The sequence below is a fragment of the uncultured Marinobacter sp. genome, from assembly GCF_947259545.1.
Taxonomy (GTDB): domain Bacteria; phylum Pseudomonadota; class Gammaproteobacteria; order Pseudomonadales; family Oleiphilaceae; genus Marinobacter.
In genome coordinates, this window is the sequence record NZ_CAMYMK010000011.1 from 1 (window position 1) to 20,698 (window position 20,698).

Sequence of the window (20,698 nt, forward strand, 5' to 3'; positions counted from 1 at the left end):
CGTTTACTTTTCCTTGTTTTCCGTCTCCGGAAAGCGCCGAAAAATGAACCGGCTTACTGCTTGTTTCGAGGCGCGCATTCTACACTGAACCGCCACCTTGTCAACCGCTTTCTGAAGAAATTCAAAACTCATTTTCTTCAGTACTTTCAAACAGTTGCCTTTCGAATCCGGAGCCGCCTGAGTGGCTTACCCCTCGAAAGAGATGCGCATTCTACAGAGCTCAGGCGAGGTGTCAACGCGCTTTTCAATATTTTCTCAAAAAACCAGGATTCCGCTCAATCCTTGACCAGAACACGGGCAATCTTCTTCTTACCCGCCTGGACAACATAGTCATCCCCGGCCGCGAACATCCGCTCGTCAGTGACCTGCTCACCATTGATGTATACCGCCCCGCGACCAAACACGTCTTTCGCCGCCTTGCCATTGCTCGCCAGGTTAGCCTCTTTCAACAACGACACAATGTGCAGCTCACCACGACCCGCCAGAGAAACCTCCACGGTTGGCACATTCTCGGGAATCTCGCCAAGACCCACGCGGTTGCCTGCCGACTTATGCGCAGTCGCTGCAGCTTCGGCATCATGGAAGCGGGTAATAATCTCCTCCGCCAGCACCTTCTTGTAATCCTGGGGGTTGGCGCCTGCCTCCACCTCTTTACGGAAACCTTCAACTTCCGCAAGCGGACGGAAGCTCAGTAATTCAAAGTAACGCCACAACAAATCATCCGGGATGGAAAGCAACTTGGTGTACATCTCACCCGGCGCATCGTTAACCCCTATATAGTTACCCAGGGATTTGGACATCTTCTGGACACCATCCAGACCTTCCAGAATGGGCATGGTCAAAATGACTTGAGGTTCCTGACCGTAGCGACTCTGAATCGTACGCCCCATCCCCAGATTAAAACGCTGATCGGTGCCGCCAAGCTCGACATCCGCCTCGAGCGCTACGGAGTCGTACCCCTGCACCAGCGGGTAAAGGAATTCGTGAATCGCGATGGGCTGATTCGAATCATAGCGCTTTGAAAAGTCGTCGCGCTCAAGCATCCTGGCCACAGTGCTCTGACCGGCCAACCGGATCATATCCGCCGCACTCATCTTGCCCATCCAGTCGGAATTGAAAACCACACGGGTTTTCGACGGGTCCAGAATCTTGAAGACCTGCTCTTTATAGGTAACGGCATTATCCGCCACTTGCTGGTCGGTCAACGGGGGACGCGTCGCACTCTTACCAGTGGGATCACCAATCTTGCCGGTGAAGTCGCCAATCAAAAAGATGACTTCGTGCCCCAGATCCTGAAACTGCCGCAGCTTATTAATAAGGACAGTATGCCCAAGATGGAGATCCGGCGCGGTGGGGTCAAACCCCGCCTTGATACGCAACGGCCGACCTTCCTTTAATTTTGCGACCAGATCGTCTTCCGGAATCAATTCGTCAACGCCACGCTTGATTATGGCTAACGCCTCATCGATAGATGCCATGAACTACACGTCCCCAGTTTTATCTAGAAAGATTCTCTCAGTTACAGACTTCAACAAAAGAAATCTGTGAGTTACCCGATCCCCTGATACATTAAATGCTCAGATTTTGAGCAAATTCGGATATACAGGGCGGCGCATTATAGCAATGACGCCACCAGAAATCTGGCGGATGGAGCCGTAACCGTAATGTTACACGCTGTCCCACATGCATTTTATACGGTAATCTGTTGGACTATACTTGAACAACAGCTTTAATTAGGTAGTTCAACCTACCGGAATACCGATTAAAACGGGTGTCACACGTGCTAAAAACGTTTCCCAAAACACACATTACCATTGCTGCCGCGGCAACAGTGGTAGTAACGACCGCCATTCTCATGAGCCCCAGCTCCGACGTTGAGGCCAAGAGAATGTCCTATTCCCTGGACCTGAATGGCAACCCAGTCACCAACTCTGCGCCCAAGGAAAGCACTCCGGTTGCAACTGAAGATAGGTCCGCGTCCGGAGCGAACGAGCGTTCAGCGACAGTGAATACCGAGCTCGCCAGCGCCGAATCGGCAGAGGACCAGGCGCCCAAGCTGAACTGGCAGGAACACAAGATCAAGTCAGGGGACACATTGTCCTCTCTGTTCCGTGAAGCAGGGTTCAACGATGCCATCATGCTCAAGGTCATCCACGGTGAAGGTGACGCAAGCAAACTGCAGCGCCTGTACGCAGGCGAAACCATCGCCTTCGCTACCGATGCCAATGGTGACCTGGCGGCCGTTGACCTGAAGCGCAGCTTGCTGGAAACCCTTCACATTTCCAGAAACGAGGACGGCTTCAAGGGAGAGACTGTTGTCCTCAAGCCAGAAGCCCGTCCGGCCTTCGCCTCCGGTGTCATCGACGGTTCCCTCTATGTTGCAGCCCGCGAAGCCGGGATGAGCGACAGGCTTGCCATGGAGATGGCTGGCATCTTCGGGTGGGACATCGACTTTGTGTACGATGTTCGCAAAGGCGACCGGTTCGAGGTGGTCTATGAAGAACTTTACCTCGACGGCGAAAAGTTCGACACCGGTCGCATTCTTTCTGCCCGCTTTATTAACAGGGGTGAAGACAACGTAGCGCTCCTCTACACCGACAGCCATGGTGACAGCGACTATTATTCTCCGGATGGCTCCAGCATGCGCAAGGCATTCCTGAGGACGCCGATCAACGCACGGGTTTCCTCCCCCTTTAACATGCAACGCCGCCACCCTGTTCTTGATGTCGTTCGCCCTCACGAGGGCACTGACTATGCCGCCCCTCCCGGAACCCCCATCAAGGCCGCCGGCCATGGCCGTGTACATTTCGCTGGCTGGAAGGGCGGTTATGGCCGCACTGTAATTCTCACTCACGGCGACAACATAACCACCCTGTATGCGCACATGAGCCGTTTGGGTAAAGGCATCAGGAACGGCTCCCGAGTGAAACAGGGGGAGACCATTGGCTACGTCGGCTCCTCCGGCATGGTCACCGGGCCACACCTGCACTATGAATTCCGCAAGAACGGCGCACCACGAAACTCCCGCACGGTGGATCTGCCGGATGCCAAACCGGTACCCAAATCCGAAATGGCTCGTTTCAGCAAGTTTGCGAAGCAGCAGGTCGCCCAGCTCGAAGTGTACCGCGACGGCCACCAGCAGCTCGCAATGGCCCAGGACCGGGACGAGTAAGCTCATGAGCAAGTGGCTGGGACTGATGTCCGGCACCAGCATGGACGGTATTGATGCCGTGCTGGTGTCCTTTCTGTCTGACCGGATCCAGATACACACCACGCACAGCATTGCTTACCCTGAGGATATTCGCCAACGCCTGACCCAGTTAAGCCAGAATCAGGGCACACCCGACGAACTCGGCGAGCTGGATCACATTGTGGGCAGCCTGTTTGCTGAGGCGGCCACACTTGCCATCGAGAAGGCAGGCATCCCCCGCAGCGAAATTTCAGCCATCGGCAGCCACGGCCAGACGATTCGCCACCAACCCCGGGGCAACACACCGTTTTCCCTCCAAATTGGCGACCCCAACCTGATTGCCGAGAGAACAGGCATTACCACCGTGGCCGACTTTCGCCGGCGGGACATGTCAGCAGGCGGACAAGGTGCACCGCTCGTTCCGGCGTTTCACAAAGCCTTTTTTGGCTCGGAGGCTGAAAACCGCTGCATTCTCAATCTTGGCGGCATCGCCAATATCAGCTGTCTGCCGGCCAGTGGAAGTCAGGCGGTCACCGGTTTTGACACTGGCCCCGCTAACGCCCTGATGGACGCCTGGTGTCAGTACCAGACCGGACGCCCTTTCGATGAAGATGGGCGATGGGCCGAAGAAGGCATGATCCATCAGGAATTACTCGAAGATATGCTCTCGGACGGCTACTTTATGAGGCCGCCCCCGAAAAGCACCGGGAAAGAGAAGTTCAACCTGGAGTGGGTTAAAACCCTGGCGCGCAGACATCCGGAAGTGTCTGAAGTTGATGTGCAGAGAACGTTGCTGGAGCTCACGGTGGCGTCCATTGCCCGCCAACTACCACATGCGCCGGATATGACTATTTTTGCCTGTGGTGGCGGTACCCGGAACCCGTTTCTGATGCGGGAACTGAAGCGTGCCTGCAGCCCGCTGACAATCACCTCTACAGCAGACTTGGGGCTTGACCCTCAGTGGGTGGAACCGGTTGCCTTCGGCTGGCTGGCCAAGCAAACCATGGAAAAACGCCCCGGAAACCTGCCTGAGGTAACCGGGGCGTCCAGGGAGAGGATTCTCGGCGCAGTCTATTTCGCCTGATCAGATGGAAAAGGAGCTACCGCACCCACAGGTGGAACTTGCATTAGGGTTACTCACCACAAACTGCGAGCCCTGAAGGCCTTCCGTGTACTCCACCGTTGCCCCCACCAGGTATTGATAGCTCATGGGATCCACCAGCAGCGTCACGCCATCCTTTTCAATTGCTGTATCTTCCTCGTCCTGATTGTCATCGAACGAGAAGCCGTACTGGAACCCGGAGCAACCACCACCAGTCACAAAAACCCGCAACTTCAGTTGAGGGTTGTCTTCTTCCTCAACCAACTCGCGCACTTTTGCTACGGCACTGTCACTGAGAAACAGCGGTGTGGCCATTTGTTCCTGAACTACACTCAAGTCCGCCTCCGGATTGCTGTACGTATGGTCAACACAATTATCATATTCCTGACTAAAACAATCAACTATTCGATTTCCACCCGATCTTCCGCTTCTGCCGAGTGTTCCGGCACGTCTTTGGCGGGCCTCTTCTGGTTGTCACTGTTCAACAGCCCGACCGGCTCACTCTGATGGACCAGATTACCATTTACAGCAGCGCCCATGGCCATCTCGATCAGATTGTAATAGACGTTCCCGTTAATGGAGGCTTTTTCGGCCAGTTCAAGGTGGGCAGACGCATACACATCACCATGCACCTGTCCATTGATAATCACATGAGGCGCCATGATGTCACCGGTGATCTCCCCCACTTCCGATACTCTGAGCACCGCATCACTGCCCTCTTCCGCGACGACCTTGCCCTGGACACGACCGTCAACATGCAATCCACCGGAAAAGTGTATATCGCCTTCCACTGTGGTGCGGGATGACACCAGGGTGTCGAAATGACCAGTCGGACGACGAGGTTTTTGTTTTTTCTTGCCGAGCATGTTTCAGTTCTCCGTTAGTTCAACCCAATCAAATGTACGTTCGGCCTGCGCAGATTTTTTGCCCTCGGATTGGGCAACCACCTGCACCTCCACCGGCTCAAAATCCGATGGCAGCTTCAGCAGCCCCTCAATATCCTGGAAGTAGCGAAAGCGGAACTGTACGCCAAGATCATCAATATCCTCAGAAAGATCGCGAAGCGCTATCACTTCTTTCTCATCATTGCGCTTACCAATGACGTTAACGGCAACAACGCCGGAAATATAACTCTTGTTGTTGCCAACCTGCGTTAGCACCAGTTTGAAACTGTAATCGTCCTGATGACGCCCCTGCTGCAGGGACAATCGGTCCACCTGGAGCCCTTTGCTTGTCTCAGAAGGCGCCATGATATTCTGATAGAAAGTCAGGTCTGCTTTTAGTGAAACAATCTGGGTTTCCAGATCGACTATGCTCTTACGAGCCTGATTCAGGGCCTGCTTATCAATCGTGCGCCCCCGCTCCAGATTCACCAATTGCTGGGACGCATCACTGTACCGGTCCTGAAGCTCCTCAACTTCCCGCTCCAGACGATCACGGGAGTCCTCAACCGAGGAAAACCGGAAGCCGCCCTGGGCAAGTCCGGCGGCGTACCCACCAACGGCGGCAGTCACTGAAAACACCAGCAGGATCAGCGTACGTCTTAACCGGTATCCTGGACGGTGGCGGATGACAACGTATTCTTCCGCCGGTTTTCTGGGCTCATTCACCGGCACGTCCTACGGCAGCATGGCGGGCGCTTCAAGCCCAAGCGTTTCTTTCAGGCCGAACATGATATTCATATTCTGCACCGCCTGGCCCGCAGCTCCTTTTACCAGGTTATCGATAACCGAAGACACAATCACAATATTGCTGTTTTCCTGGCGATGTAGCGCAATCCGGCAAAGATTAGCGCCCCGTACACTCCGGGTTTCAGGATGGCTGCCGAATGGCATGACGTCCACAAACGGCTCATCGCGGAAGCGGTTCTCATAGAGGGACTGCAGCTGGTCGAAATCCTCGGGGTTCGTCAACTCCGCGTACAGTGTCGCTTCGATACCACGAACCATGGGAATCAGGTGTGGTACGAACGTAATGCCGACATCTCGCCCTGCTGCGTGGCTCAGCCCCTGCCGGATCTCCGGCAAATGCCGATGTCCTGACGCCCCGTAGGCCTTGAAGCTTTCGCCAACTTCACCGTGAAGCATGCCAATCTTGCCCTGACGGCCCGCGCCGCTGGCACCGGATTTGGCATCGGCAATCAACCGGGATGGATCGACCAGGTTATTCTCCAGCAGGGGCAGAAAGCCCAGCTGTACAGCGGTCGGGTAACAGCCGGGGTTGGCTACCAGTTGCGCACCCCGCACTTCTTCCCGCACCACTTCCGGAAGGCCATACACAGCTTTTGCTGCCCATTCCGGACTCTCATGGGCCATACCATACCAGTTGGCCCAGACATCCAGATCTCGCAGACGAAAGTCTGCGGACAGATCCACAACGCGGGTTCCGGCTGCCATCAACTCAGGCATCATGCGCATGGCAACGCCGTGAGGTGTGGCAAAGAACACCAGATCACAAGCGGCAAGGGTATCCAGATCCGGCTCGGAAAACGCCAGGTCATAGTGACCACGAAGGTTTGGATACATATCCGCTACTGGCAGGCCAGCTTCCGAACGGGAGGTAATACAGCTCACCGTTGCTTCCGGATGTACTGCCAGAATCCTCAGAAGCTCCACCCCGGTATAACCGGTTCCGCCTACAATGCCTACTTTTATCACCTGTTACTCCAGCTCCGATCGTTTCGTATAATACGGGTCATGTTCTATTCACTAGTCTAACATGATAAGCCAACGACTTATTGCAGCCCGACAGCCGCCCGTTACAATAACCATACGATCCACCCACAACCGGAACTCCCGCGTTCATGCGAAAGATCTGGCACCAGATTACCGAGAACCTGTTTCCCGTCTTCCGTCGCAGGCTCTCCGGCGTGGATGCCCTGCCGCAGCTGGCTGTACTCGGCCTGCTTTCCGGACTGATCACCGGTGGTGTCATCCTGGTATTCCGCCTTGCCATCGAATGGCCCCTTGAATACTTTCTGCCGGGCGATGGATCGGAATCCTTTGAGGAGCTGGATTTTCTGACCCGGGGACTGTTACCCCTGGCCGGAGCCCTGGCCCTTGGCCTGTTTCTTCACCGCCTGGCCATCCATGATCGCAAGGTTGGCATTGTCCATATCATGGAACGCCTCAACTACCACCAGGGCTATATTTCCGTTCGTAGCGCCATTGTTCAGTTTATTACCGGGGTCACCACCGTCATTACCGGACAGTCTGCCGGCCGGGAGGGACCAGCCGTGCACCTGGGCGCGGCTTTCTCCAGCCTGATGGGCCAGTGGATGAGGCTCCCCAACAACAGCATTCGAACCCTCGTTGCCTGCGGTTGTGCCGCGGCGATATCCGCCTCATTCAACACCCCGCTTTCCGGTGTCATTTTCGCCATGGAAGTGGTGATGATGGAGTACACCATCGCCGTTTTTACACCCATCATTCTCGCAGCGGTCAGTGCAGCCATTGTCACCCAGGCCATCTACGGCTCGGAACCGGCGTTCAGTGTGCCGGCACTGACCATGAATTCCCTGATCGAGATCCCGTGGATTCTGGCCATCGCCGTGATTATCGGGGTGGCCGCCGCGCTCTTCATCCATCTTGTGGACACCATGGGCCGCTACCACCACCGCCCGGTGCTGCTGCGCGTTGCTTTCTGCGGACTGTTAATGGTGCCGTTTGCGCTGTTTATTCCGGAAGTGATGGGTATTGGCTACGACACCGTGGACCTGGCCATCCACGGGCATATGGCTTTCTGGCTGCTACTTGGAGCAGGCATCGCCAAACTGCTTATAACGTCTCTGACCATCGGACTGGGCATGCCCAGCGGTGTTATCGGCCCGACCATTTTCATGGGCGCCACCCTGGGTGGAGCCATGGGCCTCATTGGCGCCCAGATCGCGCCAGACATCGCATCGTCCGTCGGCTTTTACGCCATGCTGGGCATGGGAGCGATGATGGGAGCTGTGCTGCAGGCGCCACTGGCAGCGCTGATGGCATTAATGGAGCTGACCCGGAACCCCCATATCATGCTGCCAGGGATGCTGATCATCACAACCGCCAGCCTGGTCACCAGCGAAGCCTTTGGCAAAAAGTCGCTGTTTCTCACCATACTGAAAAGCCAGGGATTGAGTTACCAGAGCTCCCCCGTCATTCAGGCCCTGCGTCGGGTCTCGGTAGGCGCCATCATGGACCGCAACATATTGCGTACAGAGAGGCACCTGACGACTGAAGCTGCTCGCAAAATACTCAAGGCAGAGCCCAAATGGCTGGTGGTAGAAGGCAGTAACGGTCCCACAGCACTGCTGCCCGCAGTGGACCTCGCCCGCTACCTTGAAGACGCGGAAGAACTGGCTGCGGAAAAAGGCACCAAACCGGCGGACACCGTTGACCTGATGGAAATTCCGGCCAACCGCCGGGATATTGCGCCGGTCCAGTACCAGGCCACGCTCGAGGAAGCACTGGAGGTGTTTGACGGCAAGAGCGTGGAGGCTCTGTATGTTCAACGCCATGTTGCCCCCATGATCCAGCGGGTGTACGGCATCGTGCTGAAATCCGACATTGAAAGCTATTACCAATACCGACGGAGTTAAACGATGCTCTGGGTTAAAGCCCTCCATATCATTGCCATGGTCTGCTGGTTCGCCGGCATTTTTTACCTGCCACGACTGTTCGTGTATCACGCTGCCTGCGAGGATCAGCCCGGGCGTGAACGCTTCAAGGTCATGGAGCGCAAACTTTACCGGGGCATAACGACCCCCTCCATGATCGCCACGCTTATTTTTGGCGTCTGGCTGATCAGTTACAATGCGGGCGGATATTTCAGCCAGGGCTGGATGCATGTCAAACTGGCACTGGTGGCGCTGTTAATCGCCTACCATTTCTACTGCGGTCACCTGGTGAAGGTTTTCCGGGATGACCGGAACACTCGCGATCATGTCTTCTACCGCTGGTTCAATGAGTTACCAGTGCTTGTACTGGTCGCCGTTGTGATCCTGGCCGTTGTCAAACCGTTCTGAGGAGCTGAGCCATAAAACGTCACACCCGCCCCCAAGTATTGATCCTGTCCGGCCTTGACCCTTCCGGTGGTGCCGGAATACAAGCCGACATCCAGGCCGTAACGGCGCTGGGCTGCCATCCCCTGCCGATCCTGACCTGTCTGACGGTTCAGGATACGCGCAATGTGTATGGCGCCAGCGCGGTGGATGCGGAGTTGATTCGCAGGCAGTTGGACTGCGTCGCAGACGACGCCCCCATTCACGCCATCAAAACCGGCGCCCTGGGCAATGCCGACGTGGTGGAGGTTTTGGTGGAATTCCTCGGCAAGCACCCGGACGTTCCCGTCATCACCGATCCGGTCATCAAAGCCGCCGGTGGTGGTGATCTGGCAGACGACGCCCTGATCCGGACGATGAAGAAACGTCTCTTCAGCCACGCCGAAATGATTACCCCCAATGGGATCGAACTGGCACTGCTGGGCGAAAGCGACGATCCCACCGAAGCCGCTCAGTCGCTGATCGCTGAAGGTTGTCAATCAGTGCTGGCCACCGGCGGTCACGGAGAGGGACCACAAATCACCAATACCCTCTACACCCGGGACGCCGATCCCCTTTACTGGCATATCGAGCGAGTCGGCGGAGAATATCATGGCACCGGCTGTACCCTGGCAGCCGCTATCGCTGCCGGGCGCGCACAGGGCCTGTCACCACGGGCCGCGATTTCTCAGGCTCAGAATTTTGTTAACCACGCCATTCTCCACGCACTGAAGGTTGGTCGCGGCCAACCGGTACCGGATCGCGGCATTCCGTGGGAACAGTGATCTCATGACAGCAGCCCCTTTTGCCAAAGGCCTCGCGCCTGGCCTTTATGCCATAACCGACAGCACTCTTCTGCCTGACGACAAACTGGTGCCGACGGTGGAGGCCGCGCTGCGAGGGGGAGCGGTTATGGTCCAGTACCGGGACAAATCCGGTTCAGCAGTCACAAGACTGAATCAGGCCCGCAACCTGCTCGCCGCCTGCCGCAATGCAGGCATTCCCCTGATCATCAATGACGATCCAGAACTGGCGCAGCGTGTGGGCGCCGACGGTGTTCACCTGGGCCAGAGCGACAGCTCACTCATTGATGCCAGGCAACGGCTGGGGGACGGTGCGATCATTGGTGCGACCTGCCATGGCGACCTGACGCTGGCCGCGAAAGCCACCGGGGAAGGCGCAGACTATCTCGCCTTCGGGCGCTTTTTCGGCTCGGCCACCAAACCCGATGCACCGCCGGCAGATTTCTCGGTGCTGGCGAGCGCCCGCCAGTACAAGCGACCACTGACCGCGATTGGCGGAATTACAACAGGAAACGGGAGCGCTCTTATCCAGGCGGGGGCGGATATGCTTGCGGTGGTCGGCGACCTGTTCGACGGCAACCCTGAATATACAGAACGACAGGCGCGCGAGTTTTCGCGACTGTTCGCCGCCCATCACCCGCTGTTCCAGCCCCGGAAGAACATTCACGACACGCTTTCAAATCATCAGGAGCCTTGAACATGACTCACTCCGAAACCCTCTTTGCCGAGGCCCAGAAATATATTCCCGGCGGCGTTAACTCCCCCGTCAGGGCGTTCAAGGGCGTGGGCGGCACGCCCATCTTCTTCAAGCATGCCGAAGGCGCCTACCTGTTCGATGAGGATGATCGTCGCTACATCGACTATATCGGGTCCTGGGGCCCGATGATCCTTGGCCACTCCAGCCAGTTGATCAAAGACGCCCTCCACGCCCAGATCGACCTCGGCGTCGGATACGGTGCACCGACCGCCATTGAGACCGAAATGGCCAAAAAAGTGTGCGAACTGGTCCCCTCCATCGATCTGGTGCGCATGGTGAACTCGGGCACCGAAGCAACCATGAGTGCCATTCGCCTTGCCCGCGGCTACACCGGCCGGGACAAGATCGTCAAGTTCGAGGGCTGCTACCACGGTCATGTGGACTCTCTGCTGGTAAAAGCCGGCTCAGGAGCCCTGACTCTCGGCGTACCCAATTCGCCAGGCATCCCCGCCAGTCTGGCCGAACATACCCTGACGCTGACCTTCAACGACATCGATAATGTACGGGACACCTTCGCCAGGATGGGCGACGACATTGCCGCCATTATCGTGGAACCTGTTGCTGGTAACATGAACTGCATCCCACCGGTACCCGGCTTCCTGGAAGCGCTGCGGGAAGTGTGTGATGAGCACGGCACTGTGCTGATCTTCGACGAAGTCATGACCGGCTTCCGCGTCTCACTCGGTGGCGCCCAGGGCTACTACGGCGTCACGCCGGATCTGACGGCCCTTGGCAAGGTCATCGGTGGCGGTCTGCCGGTTGGCGCCTTCGGTGGCAAACGGGAAATCATGGAGCATATTTCCCCACTCGGACCGGTTTACCAGGCCGGCACCCTGAGCGGAAACCCCCTGGCCATGTGCGCCGGGCTGACCACCCTGAACGCGATTTCCGAACCGGGTTTCTATGACCGGCTGACCGAGAAAACCAATGCCGTGCGCGACGGGCTCAAGGAAGCCGCGGATGAAGCCGGCATTCCTCTCGCGGTTCAGAGTGCGGGCGCCATGTTCGGCTTTTTCTTTACCGACGCACCGGCCATCACCCGATTTGACCAGGTCATGGCGTGTGACGTGGAACGCTTCAAGGCCTTCTTCCAGGGCATGTTGAAGGAAGGTGTTTATCTGGCCCCCTCCGCGTTCGAAGCCGGATTCACCAACGCAGCGCTGTCACAGGATGACATTGATCACACCATAGCGGCAGCCAAACGCGTGATGAAGACACTGTGAACCCAAACCCGGATGGCAAGCCCCCTTTGGCTTGTCATCCGGGGCCACGCCCGTGACCTCTCTCACAAATCCAGACCTTTCTGGTCGCAACACCCACCGGAACATTGACTTGACACCTGCATGATCAAAGTATGTGCAAATCTCATACGAGATGATCAATCAAACAACAACAAATGCAGGTACAACGATGAAACAATGGCTCAAAGCAGCAACCATGCTGTGCATTCTGGCATGGTCCGCGCCGACCCTGGCGTGGTGGAACTCTACCCCATCCAATTATACCGATACCCGCTACCCGGTTGTTCTGGTACACGGTATGTTTGGCTTTGACTCTGTAGCAGGCATTGATTACTGGTACGGTGTGGCGGAAGGTTTGCGCAAATACGGTGCTGACGTATACACCACTCAGGTACCGGCCCTGGACAGTACGATTGCCCGCGGCGAAGCACTCCTGCCTCAGGTTGAGGCCATTGCAGCAGTTCATGGCAAGGTTAACCTGGTCGGCCACAGCCACGGCGGTCCAACCGCGCGATACGTTGCTCGTGTACGACCGGATCTGGTTGCTTCCGTTACTTCCGTGGGCTCGCCCCACAAGGGATCGCCGGTTGCCGACCTGATTGTCGGCTCCCCGGCTGAAGGCCTGGGTGCAACACTGGGTAATGCACTGGGCGGGCTCATTGACCTGTTGTCAGGCGGTGGCTACGACCAGGATATGAGCGCCAGCCTGTATTCACTGACAACTCAGGGAAGTACTGAATTCAACAACTTTGCACCCGCCGGCGTTCCGTCCACCGCCTGCGGCGAGGGCGCGTATTCCGCCAATGGGGTGCGCTTCTACTCCTGGGGGGGCACTGGCGTCCTGACCAACGTTCTGGACGTGTCTGACGCCCTGCTCGGCACTACCAGCCTCGCGTTTGGATTCAGCGCCAATGACGGCCTGGTGGGCCGCTGTAGCAATCACTTCGGTAAGGTCATCCGGGACAATTACTTCATGAACCATCTGGATGAGGTGAACCAGACGCTGGGGCTGCACAGCCTGTTCGAGACAGATCCGAAGGCGGTATTTCAGCAACACGCCAACAGGCTGAAAAACGCCGGACTCTGACGCCTTCTGTAAAGATGTCCTGGTGGCCCTCGTTGCCACCAGGAACTCAGAACACGCCTTCTATCGCCACCAAAGCGGTCTGGCGACGATAATCATAGCGGGCAAGATTGCTCTGGTTATCCCGGAACATCCACTCACCACGCACGGACCAACGCGCACTCAAGACGTACTCGGTCAGCAGAGTTCCCTGCGTACGCTTGTCCACCCTGCGCTCGGTCTCCAGAGCACCTTGTGAGTTGAATAAGCGGTGCGGATCCGCATACCGGCTATACCGATAACTGCCTTCCACGCCGACGTTCCAGCGCTGCGAGACTTTGTAGCGAAGCGCCAGCTCTACGAGATTGCGTTGTGGAGACACACTGACAAACTGCTCCCCGGATTCCAAGTCATCACGGTCGTTCATATCCCAACGGTACTGGGCGTCGACACGCCAGTGCCTAAAATCCTTGCGCCCCTTCAAACGAGCCTGATACCACTGCCCGTCATAGGCCTCGAAACCATCGCCCCCTTCGACGACCCCGGTAGACGCTGACGCCCGACAACGAGAGCCGCGGCCAACCACAGGACACTCGTCAAGCTGGTATGAAAAGTCCAGGCGGTAGGTACGCTCAAGCGCTTCAGAATCAAACCAGGATTGGCTGACACCGAGCGTCGCGCCTGCCTGGCCCGGCCCCAGGTTCTCCAACCAACTGGTTCCAATCTGGAGAAAATCGGTATCGAATTCAGATTCCGAGGGGTACTGGCGAGAATATGCCGCGCCTTCCAGCCTGACAGTAGAACCTTCAGCCTGATAAACATCTGCCGATCCTGCCGCCAAAAGCTCGGCAAATCCACCTTCCTGCCCTGAACTGCCTGCCTCCGGAACGCTGGCGATGTTGTCATCATATCCACCCGCCAAGGACACATAGGCCATCCAGGGACGCGGTGAAGGTTCCGGGGAGGGTTGCTTTCCTTCCTGAAGCTGGAGAATAGCCAGGGCCCGTATTTTCTCGTGAGCGGACTCGGACGCTGCACGATTAAACCAGAGCCTGGCCGTATCCGGATTACCGGCGGCCTTGGCGACCAACCCGAGGTTATACTCTGCCAGTGTCTGGCTGGAGGTACCGAGCAAAGCAGAGAAAGCGTTGGCGGCCAGCTCGTATTCACCCAGCCGGTAATAGACAACCCCCAGGTTGTACATCAGCGAGTTACTTTCGAGGCCCGCCGCACGGGCAGCCTCAAAGGAGATCCGAGCGGATTCAAGCTCACCGCTCTGGAAGTACTCTATACCTGCCGACATCTGTGCCCTTGGGTCATCAGACGCAGCCACCGGATGAGATACGGTCGCTATCAGCAACAAGCAAGACGTGGTGAAAAGCCGAACTGCAGCCTGCAAACAGATCTCTCCGGAGCCTGAGGAAAAACATTCACCGGCAAATTGACACAACATCAATATCGCCAGCGCTACTCAGGAGAGTATAACAAGCAAAGGCAGGAGAAAAGTCTATCTACACGATGTATACACCGCGTTGTTGAAGTCGGGATAGATCCACTGTCGTCAGCAATTAAAGCTCAGCAGCGCCGCTTTCCAGCTGTTCACTGGTACTATCCAGCAGTTCACCGGCGTCATCGAGCAAGTCGCCCGTGCCCGGCAAATCCGTTATATCGTCTTTGCCGGGCAGTAAATCTAGAAGATCATCACTACCGGGGCGATCCGAGTCAATCAGCTCTCTAGCCTCACTCGCCCTTTCAGACGCCGACTCTCCAATATCCTGCCCCCGTTCCATGGCATCCAGTGCGGCCTCAATGTCCGGACGTTCCGGACGAGCCGGCGTGCCCGGACGCTCGGAGCGACCTGTAACCATGGGTTCAGGCAATTCGATCTCTCGAACCACAGAGTTGGTCAAATCCTCGTCATCTACAACCATTCTCATGGTCACGTCCAGATCGTCCCTGGCCTGAGCCATTACTGGCCACGCCAGTAGTGCCACCAGGCACATCAGTGCCGGTTTTAACCACTGCCTGTCGTGCATTTTCATGATGCTGGCTCCGTATTATCTGCCTTGGTCTGACCGGGAATAGCTGCCCTGAAGGTTTTCTGACGCTGGCCATCGTCAATATGGGCCACCAGATCACCAGCGCCCGGGAACAGCACCCTGAGAGGCAACGCCAACACATTCTCACCCTGTTCCAGATCGACTTTCCAGCTCAGTTGCTGTCGGCCAGGGAACGTTGCCAGTTCAACATTGGCAGGTAATTCAAGTGTCAGAGTAACGTCCTCAAGAGGCTGGCCAGAGCTGAAAGCCAGGCGCACGGTCTGTATAACCGGCTCATTCACTGCCGACGATGAAGTCGCCAGGGATTCGTCAACTTCGGCCTGATTTGTCGCAATTGCGGGCTGCGACTGCTCAGAACCCGGTTTCAATCCCACACCGAGGGCGATACCAAGGGCCATTGCTGCTGCAACAGCTCCCCCAACCACCGGTGTACTCCAGCCACGATGACCGGTCTTGCCAGCAGCATTAGAGCGCGCAGCAGCCAGTACCCGAGTCTCGAAATCCGGTGATGGATCCGGAATGGCGTAACGACCAGACAGCGTCGACTGCAGCACCCTTTCATTGGTCAATCTTGTCGCACAGCGGGCACAGTCCGCCACATGCTGCTCCACATAAGCAGCCTGTTCCGCAGATAACTCATTCAACAAGTAGGGAACAAAAAGCTCCCGCGATTCACGACAAGACATATCCATCACCTCATTCCTTCACACGTCCAATGCCTGAAAAAGGTTCCAGTTCCCTCTGCAATTTTTCCCGTAAGGTCGCGCGACAGCGGTGTAAACGCGATTTTACCGTTCCCAGGGGGATGTCCAGAACCTCAGCGATGTCTTCCTGCCGCCAGCCATCCACATCATGAAGCATGATCAGAGCGCGCTGATCAGGAGCCAGGGTCGCCATAACCAGATCCAGAGCGGGCCCTATCCGGTCGATATCCACCCGTTCCTCCGGTCCCGCGTCTTCCGAGGCGAAGCTGTCAAGGTAGGCAGATTGGCTTTCGGAGTCCACCACTTCACTCAACGGGCGATCTGACTGCCGCCCCTTGCGCCGCACCTGGTCGATAAAGTGCCGATACAGTACGCGATTCAACCAGGGCCGCAACTGGTCTATGGACGCCAATTCGTCCAGGCGGGGGTACAGTTTTACGACCACATCCTGAACCAGATCCTCCGCATCCTGCTGCTGGCCAGCCAAACGGTACGCAAACCGGTACATCGCCTGCAAATGCGGCTGAACCAGCTTCTCGAATCGTTGGGACCGGGACTGTCGGAAAGGAAGTAATGCCAAAACCGGTGCTCGCCTTTGCTGTAAATCGTTATCTGGCTCAAACAGGCCTTCAAGTCTATACCAGATCAAGGATACGTTATACTTGACCAAGCCCTGCGCGCCGAAATCTTTATTAACGAGATATGAGAAAACGTTCACAAAAGGGCAGGAACTCAGCAACCTCACCTATCGTTTAATAGGTAACACCCAGCGCAATCCCAGCGCTTTGTAACTTTCAGAAAATAATAGACCCCGGAGGTTTGTATGAACCGCTCTCTGAAACTCTTTACAGTTGCCGCCCTGGCTGCGGGGGTTGCTGCCTGTGGCAGCGACAGTTCCGATGCAACCGGCACCGTGTCCTTTGGCCTTACGGATGCGCCGGCAACTGAATTCAGCAATGTCACCGTAGCGTTTACAGAGATCCAACTGAAACCTGCGGATAGCGACTGGATTTCTTTCCCGCTGGACGGGTTTGAAACCGTCAACATGCTGGACCTGCAAGGCGGTGTCACCGAACCACTGATCACAGATGAAGAAGTATTGGCTGGCAACTACACACAGCTACGGCTGATAGTTGATACTGACAATTCATTTGTAAAACTGAAAAGCACTGGTGACACAGAATATTCTCTGGCCGTACCCTCTGGCGAACAGAGCGGCCTGAAGCTGCAGGGCGAGTTTGTTGTAGCGGCCGATACCAGCACAGACTTTACCATCGACTTCGACGTCCAGAAAGCCGTTGTCAATCCTGCTGGACAGGCGCTGGCTGACTACATGCTGAGACCCGCCCTGCGTTTGGTGAACAACCTGGAGGTTGGCTCAATTGCAGGCACTGTTGACGCATCGACGGTCATCCAGACCGAATGTGCGGATGCAACAGCATACTCCGGCATGGTTTACGTGTATGAAGGATCTGGTGCCACTCCGGATGACCTGGGAAGTGAAAACGAACCTCTCGTGGCCGTCCCGGTCTCTGATGAGGACAACCCTGGCACCTACACCTATAAGGCGGCATTCCTCACCGAGGGTAATTACACTGTCAGCTATTCCTGCTCAGCCGACGACAACGAGATGGATGAAGATCTGACGTTCGTTGGCACACAGGATGTACAGGTTGAAGTGAACACCGAGAAGCCCATCAATTTCGAATAAGACAATTTGCTAACCATAAAAAACCCCGCGCTTGCGGGGTTTTTTATGGTCGCCTGGTTTTATAAAGCCCCGGCTCTCTCCTCGGCGCTATTCGCCCCGGCCACGTTGCCTCGGGCCCGACGAATATCCGCCAGCAATAGCCAACCTGAGCGCTGCAACCTGACATCATTACCGGTCAGAGACAGCCCCTTGAGGGTGAACTGCTCTGCGGATCCCAGCTGTTTTTTTGCCACATAGGCCTCGGAAAGCTTGAAATAGACCTCTGCCGAACGCGGCGCAATTCGTTGTGCACGCTCCAGCTGTGCGATCGCAGCGCCCGCGTCACCCTGTGCCAGATAGGCATCCGCCTGTCGGATCAGGCTTTGTGCCGCCGGAGACAGCTGGTCACCTGAATCCTGGTAACTTGGCGAACTCGAGCGACGATCCGGCTCAGGCGCAGGCTCTGATGGCTGCTCGCTCTTGCGCTCGGTGCGGATTTCTTCCTCCCGCGGGTAGGTTCTTGGCGGCTCGGGAACTCTCTCCCTCTCTACATCGCGGGATGAACCGCCTGCCGGCACATAAATGGAGCCACCCGGCGAGGCACAACCCACAACGGTCAGTGTCAACGCCAGCAAGCCGGCATTCTTGAGTGTTGTCATATTCATTGGAAAAGCCCTTCAAACCAGCCGCGGATCCGTCGTTCCAGCCTGCCCGAGCAGGATACCTGCTGCTCGGGCTCGCTACCGGTCATAAACGGAACCAGGCGTGCATTGTCACAGTACTCATCGGTAAGAGCCTGCCGTTGCGCATTGACCCAGTGATAATCGACCCCATCAGGCACCACCGGGGAGAATCCATGCTGGGGCACCTGCGCCATGAACCGAGCCCACACCGGCAGGGCACCAGACGCACCGGTCAGGCTGGTCGGGCCGTTGTCATCACGCCCGACCCAGGTCACCGCCAGCAGGTCACCGCTAAACCCGGCAAACCAGGAGTCACGACCATCATCGGTGGTGCCAGTCTTGCCAGCCAGGGTCAGTTGTTGTGGCACAAATCGATATGCGGAGCGGCCAGTTCCCTCCTGCATGGTTTCCTGCATCGCATACTGTACGAGGTGAACAGCTGCCGGATCCGCCACCTGGTCCACTTCCAGGCTGTAGCGGGACAAGGCTTCGCCATCAGGCCCCGTCACCTGACGAATGGTCCTGAGCGGCGTGTTAAAGCCCGAGGTTGCCAGCCCTTGATACATCTGCGCCACGATGACCGGCGTCATCGACACGGAACCAAGCAGCATCGAAGGATACCGGGATATCGTGCTGGTCACACCAAAAGCCTGCAGCGTCTCGGCAACCGCATCCACGCCCAGATCCAGTCCCACCCTGACGGCGGGCAGGTTATAGGACCGCGACAGCGCCTCATGCAACGGCACCTCACCACGCTCCTTGTGGTCATAGTTCTCCGGCTCCCAGCGGCGGTCATCTTCGAATACCAGAGAGAAGCGTTTATCCTCGACCGGCGAGATCAGGGTGTAGCGCTCCGGCTCCTGCAGGGCTGTCAGATAGATGAACGGCTTGATCAATGACCCAATCGGCCGCCGTGCATCCACGGCCCGATTGAAGCCGGCAAACTGGGGATCCCGGCCACCGACCATCGCCAATACTTCTCCGCTATCGCGGGAAGTTACGACCATGGCAGACTCCAGGGAGGTGTCATCCGCCCCGGAATCCATACGGGAAAGCATGTCTTTCACGGCAAACTCGGCGGCATTCTGGATACCGGGATTCAGGGTGGTAAAGATCCTCAACCCCTCACTTTGCAAATCCTCTTCCTTGTAATCCCTCGCCAGGTGACGGCGGACCAGATCGATGTAGGCCGGATAGCGGTTTTCGGAATACGACGGCCGCTCACTGACCCCCAGGGGCAGCGCTTTGGCCTGGCTTGCCTCGGACTGACTGACAATACCCGCCTCCGCCATGACATCAATGACCAGGTTTCGTCGCCCCGTGGCGCGCTCAGGATGGCGGCGGGGGTTGTAATAACTCGGCCCTTTCACCATGGCTACCAGCAGGGCCACCTGATGCAAGCGGAGATCCCGCATCGACTCCCCGAAATAGAACTGACTGGCCAGACCGAACCCGTGAATGCTGCGGGTTCCGGCCTGTCCCAGATACACCTCGTTCAGGTAGGTCTCGAGGATATCGTCCTTCTCGTAATGCAGCTCCAGAAGTGTCGACATCAGCGCCTCATTACCCTTGCGGACCAGGGTCTGTTCGCGAGTCAGGAAGAAATTCTTGACCAGTTGCTGGGTCAGCGTGCTTCCCCCCTGAACAACCTCTCCGGCCTGGATATTCACCAGCATGGCGCGGGCAATGGACAGCGGTGCCACTCCGAAGTGCTCATAAAACCCACGGTCCTCAATGGTCAGCAACGCCTCTTTCAGCAACTCGGGGACCTGATCCAGCTGCACCAGCACACGATCTTCCTTGTGGGCGGGGTAAATGCCCCCGATCTGGGCTGGTTCCAGACGCACGATGGGTGAGCTGTCACCGGACAACACCCGGAAATCCTGAATCTGATCCCCATAGATCGTCAGTGCCAGACGCCGTCGGGGTTCCCGCCCATCGGCAAACAGGAATCCGCGGGTGCTGATGACAAAGCGCCCACCATTACGGCTGTATGTTCCTGGCTTGGTACCGTCGCCCTTGCGGAAGCCGGACAGTTCCAGCTCGCGCTGAAGGTCACCGGAGCTGAGACTGGCGCCGTTATAGAGCTCTAACGGGCGGGCATACACCCGCGAGGGCACTTCGAATCGCCGCCCCTCGAAACGGGAAGTGACCACCGCGTCCAGATACACCATCCAGCCGACAAGCAATACCAGACCGATCAGTGAAACACGCCAGAACAGGCTCCAGAACCAGGGCCGTTTAGCGGAACCGCCCTTACCGGATTTTTTCTTTGCAGACTTTTTTGGGGGTGATGTTTTTTTCATGGCGCGATTATAACGAAAGCATCGGCCCGGAAGGCAGGTTATCCATGTGTTATTTCTGTAATCTGCCCGTTATGATAGG

20 protein-coding genes are annotated in these 20,698 nt (G+C 56.9%); 9 read left to right on the plus strand and 11 right to left on the minus strand.

Features of this window, described 5'->3' with window-relative positions:
• Window positions 1–275: 275 nt before the first annotated feature.
• A complete protein-coding gene (gene tyrS, locus Q0Y21_RS16835; RefSeq protein ID WP_297797956.1) occupies window positions 276–1,478 on the minus strand; it encodes a tyrosine--tRNA ligase in 1,203 nt (400 codons plus the stop codon).
• Window positions 1,479–1,780: 302 nt separating this feature from the next.
• On the opposite strand from tyrS, the gene Q0Y21_RS16840 reads away from it, so the two are divergent.
• Window positions 1,781–3,172: a peptidoglycan DD-metalloendopeptidase family protein gene (locus Q0Y21_RS16840; protein WP_297797958.1), complete on the plus strand. Its 1,392-nt coding sequence runs from the start codon at window positions 1,781–1,783 to the stop codon at window positions 3,170–3,172.
• A gap of 4 nt (window positions 3,173–3,176) precedes the next feature.
• On the plus strand, window positions 3,177–4,274 hold the full coding sequence (locus Q0Y21_RS16845) for an anhydro-N-acetylmuramic acid kinase (RefSeq protein ID WP_297797961.1): 1,098 nt from the start codon (window positions 3,177–3,179) through the stop codon (window positions 4,272–4,274).
• Here Q0Y21_RS16845 and erpA read toward each other — a convergent pair whose 3' ends face one another.
• The 4 genes from erpA to argC form a co-directional block, all read right to left on the minus strand.
• Window positions 4,275–4,607, minus strand: a complete 333-nt coding sequence (erpA, locus tag Q0Y21_RS16850; RefSeq protein WP_297798503.1) for an iron-sulfur cluster insertion protein ErpA — start codon at window positions 4,605–4,607, stop codon at window positions 4,275–4,277. It lies immediately after the preceding gene.
• 86 nt (window positions 4,608–4,693) lie between these two features.
• A complete protein-coding gene (locus Q0Y21_RS16855) occupies window positions 4,694–5,158 on the minus strand; it encodes a polymer-forming cytoskeletal protein (RefSeq protein ID WP_297797963.1) in 465 nt (154 codons plus the stop codon).
• 3 nt (window positions 5,159–5,161) lie between these two features.
• On the minus strand, window positions 5,162–5,902 hold the full coding sequence (locus Q0Y21_RS16860; protein WP_297797965.1) for a DUF6776 family protein: 741 nt from the start codon (window positions 5,900–5,902) through the stop codon (window positions 5,162–5,164).
• Between the two features lie 9 nt (window positions 5,903–5,911).
• Window positions 5,912–6,949: an N-acetyl-gamma-glutamyl-phosphate reductase gene (gene argC / locus Q0Y21_RS16865; protein ID WP_297797967.1), complete on the minus strand. Its 1,038-nt coding sequence runs from the start codon at window positions 6,947–6,949 to the stop codon at window positions 5,912–5,914.
• Between the two features lie 146 nt (window positions 6,950–7,095).
• Here argC and Q0Y21_RS16870 point away from each other — a divergent pair, with 146 nt between their 5' ends.
• The 6 genes from Q0Y21_RS16870 (at window position 7,096) to Q0Y21_RS16895 (ending at window position 13,200) form a co-directional block, all read left to right on the plus strand.
• The gene (locus tag Q0Y21_RS16870) at window positions 7,096–8,871 is read left to right on the plus strand and encodes a chloride channel protein (RefSeq protein ID WP_297797969.1); all 1,776 of its coding nucleotides are present in this window, start codon (window positions 7,096–7,098) and stop codon (window positions 8,869–8,871) included.
• Between the two features lie 3 nt (window positions 8,872–8,874).
• On the plus strand, window positions 8,875–9,297 hold the full coding sequence (gene hemJ / locus Q0Y21_RS16875; protein WP_297797971.1) for a protoporphyrinogen oxidase HemJ: 423 nt from the start codon (window positions 8,875–8,877) through the stop codon (window positions 9,295–9,297).
• A gap of 38 nt (window positions 9,298–9,335) precedes the next feature.
• Entirely contained in the window at window positions 9,336–10,097 is a 762-nt protein-coding gene (locus tag Q0Y21_RS16880) for a hydroxymethylpyrimidine/phosphomethylpyrimidine kinase (RefSeq protein WP_297797973.1), read from the plus strand.
• Window positions 10,098–10,101: 4 nt separating this feature from the next.
• Window positions 10,102–10,812, plus strand: coding sequence for a thiamine phosphate synthase (thiE, locus tag Q0Y21_RS16885; protein ID WP_297797975.1), 711 nt, complete (start codon window positions 10,102–10,104; stop codon window positions 10,810–10,812).
• Between the two features lie 2 nt (window positions 10,813–10,814).
• A complete protein-coding gene (gene hemL, locus Q0Y21_RS16890; protein ID WP_297797977.1) occupies window positions 10,815–12,095 on the plus strand; it encodes a glutamate-1-semialdehyde 2,1-aminomutase in 1,281 nt (426 codons plus the stop codon).
• Window positions 12,096–12,309: 214 nt separating this feature from the next.
• Window positions 12,310–13,200, plus strand: coding sequence for a triacylglycerol lipase (locus Q0Y21_RS16895; protein WP_297798505.1), 891 nt, complete (start codon window positions 12,310–12,312; stop codon window positions 13,198–13,200).
• Window positions 13,201–13,246: 46 nt separating this feature from the next.
• On the opposite strand, the gene Q0Y21_RS16900 is transcribed toward Q0Y21_RS16895, so the two are convergent.
• From Q0Y21_RS16900 to Q0Y21_RS16915, 4 genes are all read right to left on the minus strand, one after another.
• Entirely contained in the window at window positions 13,247–14,479 is a 1,233-nt protein-coding gene (locus Q0Y21_RS16900; RefSeq protein ID WP_297797979.1) for a tetratricopeptide repeat protein, read from the minus strand.
• A gap of 265 nt (window positions 14,480–14,744) precedes the next feature.
• Window positions 14,745–15,218 carry a hypothetical protein gene (locus Q0Y21_RS16905; RefSeq protein ID WP_297797981.1) on the minus strand — a complete coding sequence of 158 codons (474 nt, stop codon included), beginning with the start codon at window positions 15,216–15,218 and terminating at the stop codon, window positions 14,745–14,747.
• Window positions 15,215–15,928, minus strand: coding sequence for a zf-HC2 domain-containing protein (locus Q0Y21_RS16910; RefSeq protein ID WP_297797983.1), 714 nt, complete (start codon window positions 15,926–15,928; stop codon window positions 15,215–15,217). Before Q0Y21_RS16910 ends, Q0Y21_RS16905 begins: the two co-directional genes overlap by 4 nt.
• 4 nt (window positions 15,929–15,932) lie before the next feature.
• Complete coding sequence (locus tag Q0Y21_RS16915; RefSeq protein WP_297797985.1) at window positions 15,933–16,520, minus strand: RNA polymerase sigma factor; 588 nt, start codon at window positions 16,518–16,520, stop codon at window positions 15,933–15,935.
• 243 nt (window positions 16,521–16,763) lie between these two features.
• On the opposite strand from Q0Y21_RS16915, the gene Q0Y21_RS16920 reads away from it, so the two are divergent.
• Complete coding sequence (locus tag Q0Y21_RS16920) at window positions 16,764–17,651, plus strand: DUF4382 domain-containing protein (RefSeq protein WP_297797986.1); 888 nt, start codon at window positions 16,764–16,766, stop codon at window positions 17,649–17,651.
• Window positions 17,652–17,710: 59 nt separating this feature from the next.
• Here the strand turns inward: Q0Y21_RS16920 and Q0Y21_RS16925 are convergent, their stop codons facing one another.
• Both Q0Y21_RS16925 and mrcB read right to left on the minus strand, forming a co-directional pair.
• Window positions 17,711–18,295, minus strand: coding sequence for a tetratricopeptide repeat protein (locus tag Q0Y21_RS16925; protein WP_297797988.1), 585 nt, complete (start codon window positions 18,293–18,295; stop codon window positions 17,711–17,713).
• Window positions 18,292–20,619 carry a penicillin-binding protein 1B gene (mrcB, locus tag Q0Y21_RS16930; protein WP_297797990.1) on the minus strand — a complete coding sequence of 776 codons (2,328 nt, stop codon included), beginning with the start codon at window positions 20,617–20,619 and terminating at the stop codon, window positions 18,292–18,294. The genes Q0Y21_RS16925 and mrcB overlap by 4 nt, the downstream gene beginning before the upstream one ends.
• Between the last annotated feature and the right edge of the window lie 79 nt (window positions 20,620–20,698).